11 protein-coding genes are annotated in these 13,710 nt (G+C 24.6%); 9 read left to right on the forward strand and 2 right to left on the reverse strand.

Annotation, left to right across the window (positions count from 1 at the left end; all coding sequences use genetic code 11):
- Positions 1-468: 468 nt before the first annotated feature.
- The 9 genes from mnmG (at position 469) to atpC (ending at position 9,215) form a co-directional block, all read left to right on the forward strand.
- Positions 469-2,355, forward strand: coding sequence for a tRNA uridine-5-carboxymethylaminomethyl(34) synthesis enzyme MnmG (mnmG, locus tag XW81_RS00010; RefSeq protein ID WP_075473713.1), 1,887 nt, complete (start codon positions 469-471; stop codon positions 2,353-2,355).
- A 328-nt stretch (positions 2,356-2,683) separates the two neighbouring features.
- Positions 2,684-3,502 carry a F0F1 ATP synthase subunit A gene (atpB, locus tag XW81_RS00015; protein ID WP_075473714.1) on the forward strand — a complete coding sequence of 273 codons (819 nt, stop codon included), beginning with the start codon at positions 2,684-2,686 and terminating at the stop codon, positions 3,500-3,502.
- 37 nt (positions 3,503-3,539) lie between these two features.
- Complete coding sequence (gene atpE / locus XW81_RS00020) at positions 3,540-3,779, forward strand: F0F1 ATP synthase subunit C (RefSeq protein WP_075473715.1); 240 nt, start codon at positions 3,540-3,542, stop codon at positions 3,777-3,779.
- A 107-nt stretch (positions 3,780-3,886) separates the two neighbouring features.
- Positions 3,887-4,357: a F0F1 ATP synthase subunit B gene (gene atpF / locus XW81_RS00025; RefSeq protein WP_075473716.1), complete on the forward strand. Its 471-nt coding sequence runs from the start codon at positions 3,887-3,889 to the stop codon at positions 4,355-4,357.
- A 16-nt stretch (positions 4,358-4,373) separates the two neighbouring features.
- The gene (locus XW81_RS00030; protein WP_075473717.1) at positions 4,374-4,907 is read left to right on the forward strand and encodes a F0F1 ATP synthase subunit delta; all 534 of its coding nucleotides are present in this window, start codon (positions 4,374-4,376) and stop codon (positions 4,905-4,907) included.
- An 11-nt stretch (positions 4,908-4,918) separates the two neighbouring features.
- Complete coding sequence (gene atpA / locus XW81_RS00035; protein ID WP_075473718.1) at positions 4,919-6,460, forward strand: F0F1 ATP synthase subunit alpha; 1,542 nt, start codon at positions 4,919-4,921, stop codon at positions 6,458-6,460.
- 37 nt (positions 6,461-6,497) lie between these two features.
- Positions 6,498-7,370 carry an ATP synthase F1 subunit gamma gene (gene atpG / locus XW81_RS00040; protein WP_075473720.1) on the forward strand — a complete coding sequence of 291 codons (873 nt, stop codon included), beginning with the start codon at positions 6,498-6,500 and terminating at the stop codon, positions 7,368-7,370.
- A 25-nt stretch (positions 7,371-7,395) separates the two neighbouring features.
- Positions 7,396-8,793 (forward strand): F0F1 ATP synthase subunit beta, encoded by a 1,398-nt coding sequence (atpD, locus tag XW81_RS00045; RefSeq protein ID WP_075473722.1) that lies wholly within the window; start codon positions 7,396-7,398, stop codon positions 8,791-8,793.
- Positions 8,794-8,807: 14 nt separating this feature from the next.
- On the forward strand, positions 8,808-9,215 hold the full coding sequence (atpC, locus tag XW81_RS00050; RefSeq protein WP_075473724.1) for an ATP synthase F1 subunit epsilon: 408 nt from the start codon (positions 8,808-8,810) through the stop codon (positions 9,213-9,215).
- A 146-nt stretch (positions 9,216-9,361) separates the two neighbouring features.
- On the opposite strand, the gene gyrB is transcribed toward atpC, so the two are convergent.
- Together gyrB and dnaN are read right to left on the reverse strand one after the other, a co-directional pair.
- Positions 9,362-11,776 carry a DNA topoisomerase (ATP-hydrolyzing) subunit B gene (gene gyrB / locus XW81_RS00055; protein ID WP_075473727.1) on the reverse strand — a complete coding sequence of 805 codons (2,415 nt, stop codon included), beginning with the start codon at positions 11,774-11,776 and terminating at the stop codon, positions 9,362-9,364.
- Positions 11,777-11,980: 204 nt separating this feature from the next.
- Entirely contained in the window at positions 11,981-13,096 is a 1,116-nt protein-coding gene (gene dnaN, locus XW81_RS00060; RefSeq protein ID WP_075473729.1) for a DNA polymerase III subunit beta, read from the reverse strand.
- Positions 13,097-13,710: the final 614 nt, after the last annotated feature.

Here is a 13,710-nt window from a genome sequence, read left to right on the forward strand (position 1 = left end):
TCAAAAGCAATCTTATAAAATTTTAGTAAGACTATATATTATTAATACATTTTAGAAATTGCAAGAAATTTAAAAATGTTTTTTAGATGCATAAAATATATATATATATTATATATATATATATATATTATATATATATATATATATATTTATATATATATAATATATATATTATATAATATATATATATATATATATATATATATATATATTATATATATATTATATATATATATATATTATATATATATATATTATATATATATATATATTTATATATATATATATATATTTATATATATATATATATATATATATATTATATTATATATTTATATATATATATATATTTGTATATATATATATTTGTATATATATATATATTTGTATATATATATATATATATATTTGTATATATATATTTATTAATGTAATATTGCATTAAAATATTTTAATTAAGTATAATCAATGTTATTTAAAAAAAAATTTGAAGTTATAATAATAGGTGGAGGTCATGCAGGAACTGAAGCAGCATTAGCGTCTTCTAGAATGGGAATTTCAACATTATTAATAACACAAAAATTAGATACTATTGGCGCTTTATCTTGCAATCCAGCTATTGGAGGAATTGGAAAAAGCCAATTGGTAAAAGAAATTGATGCTCTCGGTGGCGTTATGGCAAAAGCTTCCGACAAATCAGGTATTCAATTTAGAATATTAAACTCTAGAAAAGGTCCAGCCGTTCGTTCTACTAGAGCACAAGTAGATAGAAAAATTTATAGTCAAAATATAAAAGATATTATTAAATCTCAAAAAAAAATATTTTTATTAGAAGGAGAAGTAAAAGATCTTATTATTAAAAATTATTGTTCAAAAGGAATTATTATGTGTGATGGAACACAATTTTTATCTCAAACAGTAGTATTAACTACTGGAACATTTTTAGGTGGAAAAATTTATATTGGTTTAGAAAGTTTCGAGGGTGGCAGAATAGATGATAATGCTTCAATCCATTTAGCAAATCGATTACGCGAATTGCCTATAAATGTGTCACGACTGAAAACAGGAACACCTCCACGATTAGATAAAAGGACCATTAACTTTGAGTTGTTACAATCCCAACATAGCGATAGTCCTTTACCAGTATTTTCTTTTACAGGAAATATTTTAGATCATCCAAAACAAATTCCTTGTTATATTACGCATACTAATAGTAAAACTCATTCTATTATAAAAGATAATCTTAAATTTAGTGCGATATATTCAGGCATATTAAAAGGAATAGGCCCTCGTTATTGTCCTTCTATTGAAGACAAAATCATACGTTTTTCTGACAAACTTTCTCATCAGATATTTTTAGAACCAGGTGGTTTATCTGGAATTGAAATATATCCTAATGGAGTTTCTACTAGTTTACCTGAAAAAATTCAAAAGAAAATGATCAGATCGATTCAAGGTTTAGAAAAAGCTAAAATTATTCGTCCTGGATATGCTGTTGAATATGATTATTTTGATCCACGACATTTAAAATTAACTTTGGAAAGTAAATTTATATCGGGTTTATTTTTAGCTGGTCAAATTAATGGTACCACAGGCTATGAAGAAGCTGCTTCTCAAGGGCTACTGGCTGGAATAAATGCATCGTTATGTACTTTAAATAAAAATGAATGGTTTCCTAAACGCAATGAAGCTTATATAGGTGTATTAATAGATGACTTATGTACCAAAGGTACAAAAGAACCATATCGTATGTTTACTGCTAGAGCAGAACATCGCTTAATATTAAGAGAAGATAATGCTGATTTACGTCTAACAGAACAAGGACGGAAATTAGGCTTAATAGATGAAGGAAGATGGAAACGATTTAATCAAAAGTTAGAAAATATTGAAAGTGAATTAACTCGTTTAAAAAGTTTAACAATAAATCCTAATTCTAAAGATGCCAATACATTAAGTACTTTTTTAAACATAAATTTAAATATAAAATCCAATGCAAAAGATTTGTTAAAACGTCCAGAAATTACATATAATTATTTAATGTCTTTAAAACAGTTTGGACCAGGAATACAAGATGTGGAAGCAACTCAACAAATAGAAATTCAAGAAAAATATAAAGGTTATATACTTCGACAGCAACACGAGATTACTCAAAATTTAAAAAAAGAAAATATTTTACTTTCTGTAATAAATAATTATCAAGAAGTAAAAGGTTTATCTAATGAAGTAATTATGAAATTAAATTATTATAAACCGTATTCCATTGGACAAGCTTCTAGAATTTCTGGAATTACACCGGCTGCCATTTCAATTTTATTAATTTATTTAAAAAAAAATTATAATCAAAAAACATTTTAAAACTTCTTATTTTTTTTAATTAGTATTTTTGTATTAAAACTATTATGAAAAATATAAAAAATTTAATAAATTCTAAAATATATTAGGTTCAGTTTTGAAATATTTTCATTGCAATAAAATTCACAATACTACCTTCATATGTATAATTTTTAAACGTTTTTATATATTTTTTATCGTTAGTAAATTCTATTGTATTAAATTATATAATTGATATTTTTAAGAATACTTTATTAAGTTATATTATTTATTTTATAAAATTTTAAATATTAATTGTTTTTGCAAAATAAATTTTTTAATATTTAATTTATTTGAAAAGGTAATACCTGAAATGATTTCAGAAAAAAACTTCGATTTATCACAATACATTCACCATCATTTATATCATTTACAATTAAATTTACATAATTTTAAGATATCAAATTTAAATGAACATTTTAATAATTTTTGGACGATAAATATTGATTCTATGTTTTTTTCTACTATTTTAGGATTAATATTTTTAAGTTTTTTTTTAAAAGTTTCACGAAATTGTTCTATTCATATACCTAATAAATTACAAATAGCTATTGAAATAATTGTTAACTTTGTAAATAAAAGTGTAAATGATACTTGCTCAAATTCTAACAAATTAATTGCACCTTTATCGTTAACTATTTTTTCTTGGATTTTTTTAATGAATCTAATGGATCTTTTACCAATTGATTGTATTCCTTTAATATGCAATTATTTTTTTGGAACTTCAACAATTAGAATAGTTCCAACAACTGATATTAATATTACTATTTCGATGGCTTTAGTAATTTTTATTTTAATTATTTATTATAGTATTAAAGTAAAAGGAATAAGACAATTTTTAAAAGATTTTGTAGTACAACCTTTTCAACATCCATTTTTTTTCATTTTTAATTTTTTATTAGAAAGCATAAGTTTACTATCTAAACCTATTTCTTTAGGTTTAAGATTATTTGGAAATATGTTTTCTGGAGAAATGATTTTTATTTTAATTTCAGGATTATTACCATGGTGGTTACAATGGTTTTTAAGCGTTCCTTGGGCTATATTTCATATTTTAATCATTTTATTACAATCTTTTATATTTATGACGTTAACAATAGTATATTTGTCTTTAATTACTGAAAAACATTAATACAACATTTTAACTGAGTTCAAAAAAGGAAGCTAATATGCAAAGTATAAATTCAGATATGCTTTATATGTCAGTTGCTATAATGATAGGTTTAGCTGCAATAGGTGCAGCTATTGGGATTGGAATACTCGGTAGCAAATTTTTAGAAGGAGCAGCTCGACAACCAGATTTAGTACCATTATTACGTACACAATTTTTTGTAATTATGGGGTTAGTAGATGCGATTCCTATGATTGCCGTAGGATTAAGTTTATATATATTATTTACAGCAATATAAAATTTTACATATTTAAAACTAATTTATTTCTCATTTTTTATATATCATTCTTTACGTTATCTATGTGAATAACGTAAAGATGTATACTTTTTATAAATAGGAAAATTATGAGTCTTAATGCTACTATTTTAGGTCAAGCTGTTTCATTTTTGTTATTTACTTTTTTTTGTATGAAGTATATATGGCCTTCTATTATGTTGGCAATAAATACTAGACAAAATGAAATATCTAGTTCTTTATTAAACATTGAAAATGGCAAGAAAGATTTAGATTCTTACCGAGAAAAAATACTGAATGAAACAAAGAATATGAAAAAAGATATTAATGAAATGATGAATCAAGCAATGCAAAAAAAAATTTTGATTCTTCAAAAAGCCTATTTTGAAGCACAGCAAGAGAAAGAAAAAATATTGAATCAAACGAAATTAGAAATTGAATTAGAATACCAAAAATTAAAATGTCAATTAGTTAAAGAAATTAGTCAAATTTCTCTTAGTGTTGCTGAAAAAATAATAAGAAATAAAAATAATGGTGAAATTATGGAAAATATTATTAATAGTTTATCTTGTAAATTATAAAAGGATAAAATAATTCATGACAAAATTTGAAGAAATTGCTATTCCATATGCTAAAGCAATTTATGAATTTGCTATTTATCATCGATCTTTAGATATTTGGAAAAATATGTTAGCACATATGGTAAATGTATCTAAAAATCAGGAAGTAAAAAAAATAATTTTAGGAATGTCATTTTTTCAACAATTATCTGATTTTTTTATTTCTGTTTGTGGTAATAAAATAAATAAATATGGGAAAAATTTGATTAAAATTTTAGTACAAAATAGACGTCTAATATTATTAGAAAAAATATATTTAGAATTTATTAAGTTAAGAAATAATTATAAAAATATTGTGTGCGTAACAATTATTTCTGCTTATCCTTTGCAAAAAAAACATTTAAATTGTATTAATAAAATATTAAAAAAATGTTTATTAAAAAATGTTAAAGTAGAATCTGAAGTTAATGAGAATTTAATAGATGGTTTAATAATCAAGTTTAATAATATAGTTATTGATTTATCTATTCAATCTCAATTACAAAATTTATTACGTTTTTTACAACATTAAGAGAATACAGTATGCAATTAAATGCTAATGAAATTAGTGAGCTAATAAAAAAAAGAATAGCTGAATTTAATATTTCTAGTGATACTTATAATGAAGGCATAATTACTTCAATTAGTGATGGAATTATAAGAATTTATGGTTTGTCTAATGTTATGCAAGGAGAAATGCTTTTATTATCTGATAATAAATATGCTATTGCATTAAATTTAGAAAGAAATTCTGTAAGTGCAATAGTAATGGGTGAGTATAGATATATTTCTGAAGGATCTATAGTTCGATGTACTGGTCGTGTTTTTGAAGTACCAGTAGGATCTTGTTTTTTAGGGCGTGTAATTAACGCATTAGGGTTTCCTATTGATGGGAAAGGACCCATTCAAGAAGAAAAATTTTTGCCTGTGGAATCTTTATCTCCTAGTGTTATTGATAGAGAAAAAATAAATCAACCGTTACAAACAGGTTATAAATCAATTGACGCAATGATTCCTATAGGAAGAGGTCAACGTGAGTTAATTATAGGAGATCGTCAAACTGGAAAAACTACATTAGCTATTGATACAATTATTAATCAAAAATTTTTTAACATAAAATGCATTTATGTTGCTATAGGACAAAAATTTTCTACTATATCTCATATAGTTAAAAAGTTAGAAGATTATGATGCATTAAATCATACAATTATAGTTGTAGCATCTGCTTCCGAAGCAGCTTCTTTGCAATATCTTGTTCCATATTCTGGATGTACTATGGGAGAATATTTTAGAGACCGTGGAGAAGATGCTTTAATTGTCTATGACGATTTGTCAAAACACGCAATTGCATATAGACAAATTTCATTATTATTGAGAAGACCTCCGGGTCGGGAAGCGTTTCCTGGTGATATTTTTTATCTTCATTCTCGACTATTAGAACGAGCATGTAGGGTAAATAATACGTATTTGAATACAATTATGAAAGTAAAAGAAAAAAATAAAACAGGCTCATTAACAGCATTACCGATTATTGAAACTCAAGATGGAGATGTTTCTTCGTTTATACCTACTAATGTCATTTCTATTACTGATGGGCAATTATTTTTAGAATCGAATTTATTTAATTCTGGAATTCGACCAGCTATTAATCCCGGAATTTCAGTATCTCGTGTCGGTAGCGCTGCACAATGTGAAATTATTAAAAAAGTATCTTCTGGAATTCGTACAGCGTTAGCTCAATATCAAGAACTTTCGGCTTTTTCACAATTTTCATCTGATTTAGACGAATTAACTCGAAATCAACTAATTTATGGTAAGAAATTGATTGAAATCTTGAAACAACAGCAATATCAATCTATGTCAGTTGCAGAACAAGCATTAATTCTTTATTCTGCTGATCAAGGTTTTATAAATGATGTTAAAATAGAAAAAATAAAAAGTTTTGAACAATCATTGATTTCTTTTGCCAACGAAAAGTTTTCTGATTTCATGAAGGATGTAAATGTTAATGGTGATTTTAATGAAATCATTAATCAAAAGATTATCACTATAATTAAATCTTTTAAATCGTCTCAATATTGGTAGTTTTATAGTGAATTTTTAATAGTTATTAAGGTCAAGCATGTCTGAAAAAAAAGAAATCAAAAATAAAATTAATTGTATAAGTAATACAAAAAAAATTACAAAAGCAATGGAGATGGTTTCTATTGCTAAAATGAAAAAATCAGAAATTAAGATGAAATCCAGGAAACCATATTTAGATATTATTAAAACAATAATAAGTCATATTTTATATAATCATATTAAATATAGACATTTATACTTAAACAATAGAAAAACAAAAAAAATTGGAATTATTGTTATTTCAACGGATCGTGGTTTATGTGGCAGTTTAAATATTTCATTATTTAAAAAAATTATACAATTAATTAGTATCTACAAAAACAAAAATGTTATGAGCAGTTTATTTATTCTTGGATCTAAAGGAGTGTCTTATTTTAAATCATCTATATATGACATTACGTATTATGAAAAAATAATAACAAAAAATTATACTTTTTTCGATTGTTTAAATTTTATACATTCTTCTTTAGAATATTACAATACTCAAAAAATTGATAAATTGTTTTTATCATATAATCAATTTAAAAATACTTTAGTTTATATCCCTGTAATTATGCAATTGTTGCCTTTGTCAAAGAAAATTTTTAAAGGAAATAAAAATTCACATTGGGATTATATATATGAATCTAATTCAGGAATCTTACTTGACACATTATTAAATGACTATATAGAATCCCAAATATATCAAAGTATTTTAGAAAATTGTACATGTGAACAAGCTTCTCGTATGATATCAATGAAACAAGCAACAGATAATAGTGAAGATCTAATCAAAAAATTACGTATTCTTTATAACAAAGCACGTCAAGATAATATTACTCAAGAATTAACTGAAATTATTTCAGGTGCTAATGCGGTTTCATTATATTAATACATAATAAGGAGTATATTTTAGAATGGCTCTTGGAAAGATAGTTCAAATTATTGGAGCTGTTATTGATGTTGAATTTCCTTATAATTCGGTTCCAAAAATATATAATGCATTATCTGTTCAAAATCGAAACCAAAAGATAATTTTAGAAGTACAGCAGCAGCTGGGATCAGGTGTTGTCAGAACCATTGCTATGGGAGCATCTGATGGATTGTCAAGAGGTTTATCAGTTTTAGATTTAGGACATGGTATAAAAGTTCCTGTAGGAATATCGACGTTAGGTCGCATTGTAAATGTATTAGGTTGTCCTATAGACATGAAAGGTCCTTTAAATAATAAAGATGGAAGTAAGATAGAACACCGGGAAATTCATCGATCAGCACCAGGATATGAAGAACAGTTAAATTCTTGTACTATTTTAGAAACAGGGATTAAAGTAATTGATTTAATTTGTCCTTTTTCAAAAGGAGGGAAAATTGGTTTATTTGGAGGTGCTGGAGTAGGAAAAACAGTAAATATGATGGAATTGATTAGAAATATTGCTTTGAAACATCAAGGGTATTCAGTTTTTACCGGTGTAGGGGAAAGAATAAGAGAAGGCAGTGATTTTTATCACGAAATGAAAGATTCTAATGTATTAGAAAAAGTTGCTTTAGTGTATGGTCAAATGAATGAACCTCCTGGAAATAGGTTTCGAGTAGCTTTTACTGGTTTGACTATAGCAGAAAAATTTAGAGATGAAGGAAAAGATGTTTTGTTATTTATTGACAATATTTATCGTTATACTTTAGCTGGAACAGAAGTATCAGCATTGTTAGGACGTATTCCTTCTGCTGTTGGGTATCAACCTACGTTATCAGAGGAAATGGGTTTATTACAAGAACGAATCACTTCAACAAAATTAGGATCTATTACTTCGGTACAAGCTATATATGTTCCTGCAGATGATTTAACAGATCCTTCTCCGGCTACTACATTTGTACACTTGGATTCAACTATAACACTTAGTCGTCAAATTGCATCATTAGGAATATATCCTTCTATTGATCCTTTAAATTCTACAAGTAGACAATTAAATCCACAAATTGTGGGACAAGATCATTATGATGTTGCTTCAAATGTTCAATTTATTTTACAAAGATATCAGGAATTAAAAGACATAATAACTATATTAGGTATGGACGAATTGTCTGAAAGCGATAAATTATTAGTTTCGCGAGCTCGAAAAATTCAAAAATTTTTATCACAACCATTTTTTGTAGCAGAAATTTTTACTGGTATTTCAGGAAAATATGTATCTTTAGAAGATACAATTAGTGGTTTTAAAGACATTTTATCTGGTAAGTTAGATGATTATCCAGAACAAGCATTCTATATGGTGGGTTCTATTGATGAAGTTATAGAAAAATCAAAAAAACTGTAAATTGGATATAAATTATGAATTTTCATTTAAATATAGTGAGTTCTGAAAATTTTGTATGTTCGGAATTAATAAATAAAATTCAAGTTTCAGGAGATAAAGGACAGCTAGGTATTTACCCAGGACATTTGCAATTGTTGTCGTTTCTTAAACCAGGAATTATTTGTTATATAAATAATGATAATAGAAAGAAATATATTTACTTATCAGGTGGAATAATAGAAATACAACCTGATGTCGTAAATATTATAACTAAAATTGCTATTCGTATTAAAAAATTAGATGAATCATCCATTGTTCAAGAAGAACATAATATAAAGAATGCGATAAAGAATAGTTTTATAATTAATAAATCGCAATTATTAACAGAACTTTGTAATGAATTTCGAAATATACGTGAAAAATTGATAAGAATATCTGCTTAGGTTTAAAATAATTTTTATTAAAAATAATTATATATAACTTAGCGGCAGAGAATATAATATGTGATTATTCCTGTCGCATGTTTAATAGCTAAATTTTAAATAATTTTTTAAAATATTGTATAAATTTCAAATTATGATTTTGTTTTTTATGTATCAATATTTTTTGCTTTCAATGCGTGTAACTCTATAAACAGTTTTCTAGGTTCTACAGAATCACCCATCAAAGTACTAAATAACTTATTAGTATGTTCGAAATTATTGATAGTAACGTTCAACATGCGTCTTGTATCAGGATTCATTGTAGTTTTCCATAATTGATTTGGATTCATTTCTCCTAATCCTTTATATCTTTGAATAAGTACATTTTTTAAAGAATCGTTAGTTAACTTTTTTAAAGTTTTTTTAAGGTTTTTAATTGAGTAATACTTTTTATCGCGTTTTATACATATTTTATTTTTTATTAATTCTTGTATTTTTTCTCCTAATAAACAAATTTTTTGATATTCATAACTATTTACAAATGTATTTTCAAAAACATATTCTTTTTTTTCTCCATTTTTAATTTCTATGATAACCAATTTGTAAGTTTTTTCTTTGGTATCATTTTTAATTTCAAAAGAATAATGAGAACTATCATTTTTTTTTAAATTTAAACTTATTATAAAGTTTTTTGTCCAATTTTTTAAGTAATCTTTTTCATTCAGTTGATTTAATTTAGGATGATAAAGTAATTCATTTAATATAAAAACTGGAAAATTGTGAATCATTTTATTAATTATTAATTGAACAAAATAGTATCGAGATAAGAGTTTTTTTAGCTCTTTAGTAGAATTTAAGATTATATCTTTGCTATTAATAGACTCTAATGATGCTCCCTCTAAAATTAATTTTATTTTGTATTTTTCCATTTCGGTGTCATCTTTAATATATTTATCTTTTTTTTCTTTTTGTATTTTGTACAATGGAGGTTGAGCAATATATAAATATCCTTTTTTAATAATTTCAGGCATATAACGATAAAAGAATGTTAATAATAGAGTTCTAATATGAGATCCATCTACATCGGCGTCGGTCATGATAATAATGCGGTGATATCTTAATTTTTCTGGGTTGTATTCAGTATTACCTATTCCACATCCTAAAGCTGTTATTAGTGCAGTCACTTCTTGAGAAGATAACATCTTTTCAAATTTTGCTTTTTCTACATTTAAAATTTTACCTTTAAGAGGTAAAATTGCTTGATTTTTTCTATTTCTAGCTTGTTTTGCAGATCCTCCTGCAGAATCTCCTTCTACTAAATAAATTTCTGATAAAGTTGGATCTTTTTCTTGGCAATCAGCTAATTTTCCTGGTAAAGTTGTTAAATCTGAAAAAACTTTTTTTCTAGTTATTTCTCTAGCACGGCGTGCTGCATTTCTTGCTCGAGCCGATTCTAAAATTTTTGTAATGATGTTTTTAGCATCGTGTGGATTTTCTAAAAGAAATCCTGAAAAATTTTCTATTACTAGAGATTCTATTACTGATTTTACTTCTGATGAAACTAACTTATTTTTAGTCTGAGAAGAAAATTTTGGATCACTAATTTTAATTGATATGATTGCTACCAATCCCTCTCTTGAATCTTCTCCTATAATGTTTATTTTGTTTTTTTTTGTGTATCCTTCTTTGTCTATGTAATTGTGTATTGTTCTTGTTAATGCTGATCGGAAACCAGATAGATGTGTACCGCCATCTTGTTGTGGGATGTTGTTAGTAAAACAATGTATATTTTCTTTAAATTTATTGTTCCATTGCATAGCGATTTCTACTCCAATATTATCTTTTTCAGATGAAAAGTAGAATATTTTAGAGTGAATTGGTTTTCTTTGTTTATTTAAAAATTTAATAAACTCTTTTAGTCCTCCTTGATGATGATAACTTTCATTAACATTGTTAATTAAATCACATAAATTTATTGAAACTTGAGAATTTAAAAATGATAATTCTCGTAATCTTTTAGATAAAATATCAAAACTAAATTTAGTAATGTTTGTAAAAGTAGTTAAATTTGGCCAAAATTGTATTTTTGTTCCATTTAATTTAGTTTTCCCTATAATAGTTAATGGATTTTGGGGATTTCCATTATGATAAATTTGTTGATATATCTTTTTATCTCGATAAATGTTTAATTTTAGTTTTTCAGAAAGAGCATTAACTACTGAAATTCCTACACCATGTAGTCCTCCAGAAATTTTATAAGAATTATTATCGAATTTCCCTCCAGCATGAAGAACAGTCATGATTACTTCTGCTGCAGATATTCCTTCTTCATTATGAATATCAGTAGGAATGCCTCTTCCGTTATCTTGTACAGATATAGAATTGTCATTGTGCATAGTAACAGTAATGTTTTTACAAAAACCTGCTAGTGCTTCATCAATCGAATTATCAACTATTTCAAAGACCATATGATGTAAACCAGTTCCATCGTCTGTATTTCCTATATACATTCCTGGACGTTTTCGAACTGCATCTAAACCTTTTAAGATTTTTATGTTTAATGAGTTGTAAGAACTTGACATAGTTATTTTTTAGTAACCTTATGAATAGATGTTAATGTTCAAAATTTTATTAGTTATATTAAAACTTTTCATTTTATATTTTTTAAGATGGTTTTTGTAAATTTTTATTTAAAAAAAAATTTGATTTAATATGTAATATACATACTATGAAGTTAAAATGTATACATTATACAAAAATTTTAAACGTGTTAAGTATTCTATTTTTTATGTTTGTAATGGCATTAAAACATATATAGATTTGTAGTCACACTTGTTTTCACAATAGTTGTATCGAATTTGTATGCTAGCATTAAAGTTATCAATCCATAAGCAAATTTCATTTTGTTTGATTACATTTAAGATGTCTAGCATGTAATTTGCATTAATGGATATTTCAATATCAGAGTTGATGTAAATTATTTCTAAAATTTCACATGCTTTTTCATCGTATTGATTACTAGTTGTTATTCTTAATTTTTTTTTGTCATTTTTTATTAGAATACCTTGAAATAATTCATTTGATAGAATTATGATTCTTGATAATGCTTGCTTAAATAAAAGTACATTTATAATAACTTTTTTTTTAAAACGTTTAGTTATAATAGATGCATATTTTGGAAACTTTGCATCAATAATTTTACTAGTAAAAGTAACATTATCTATACAAATTTGGAAATAGTTACTATTTATTTCTATAGAAGCAAGTGTTGATGAATTGTCTAATAATTTTAGTAATTCAATTATTCCTTTTCTCGGTAATATTACAGAATGGTATTGGTAAGGATGTTCTAATGGTGTTTTAGATATAGCCATACGATAACCATCGGTAGCGATTGCATACAAATGTCTATTTTTTATTTCGAGATGTAAACCATTGAGAAAATATCGCAAATCTTGAATAGCCATAGAAAATTGGGTAAAAAAGATTATGTTTTTAAGCGCTGTTTGTGTGATAGAAAATTTAATTTGGTGTTTAGTTTTTTTAAAGTTAGGAAAATTAATGGAAGGTAATGTTTGTAATGAGTAATGACTATTTTTTGAAAAAATTTTTAATTTACTTTTTTTCAATATTATAGTGATATTAGTATCATCGGGTAGTTTGCGACATATAGATAATATTTTTTTTCCAGATACTGTTGTGGTTCCTGATTCGTATAAAGAAATTTTAGACGTTTTTACTTGAATTTCCAATTCTAAATTAGTAGCAGTTAGATACAATAGGCCATTATTTATTTCTATTAAAATATTTTCGAGTATAGGGTATGAAATGTTTTTTATTACTAAACCATGTATTTTTTGTAAAGAGTATAAAAGATTTTTTTTAGTTATTTCGAATTTCATTGATGTCTTGAGATAATGTTTAAAGTGAGTTTAATTAATTCATTCTTAAAATATAATTTTTTAAAAATTGTATTATTTTTTGAAAATATTTAATATGTAGTATGATTTTATTTTTTTGATATATGCTTAACGTTAAATAAAATATAAATGATGAATTTTGTACGACAAAGATTGTTTTGAAGCATTCTAAATAATAATTTTTATTTGAATGATTTTCTAAAAATTAGTTTTTGTATTTAATTTTTAAATTTTAATATTATTTTATTTTTTTAGTAATTGTTAATTTTTATAAAATGTTTAGGTTATGTAATATAATATTTATTTAATGAAAACATGAAATTTCATTTTCATGTAAAGTTTTTCATGAATTGATGTAAATTTGTGTTAATAACTAGTTTTTTTTATATATACTATCAATAATAGTTTTTAAATTTTTCAAAATTTAAAAACTATATTTGAATATTAAAGGTTTTATTTTTTTTAGAAAATACTTTATTATTTGATGTAGTATTTATTACTAAAAATATTCTTAAAAATAGTTTAAAATAACAAAATGTTTATTATTTTTAAAAATTTTTATAAGTGTTTAAACTTAAAAGGTGTTTTTAAAAAAA

It is taken from the genome of Buchnera aphidicola (Schlechtendalia chinensis) (genome assembly GCF_001648115.1).
GTDB classification, from domain to species: Bacteria; Pseudomonadota; Gammaproteobacteria; order Enterobacterales; family Enterobacteriaceae; genus Buchnera_B; species Buchnera_B aphidicola_N.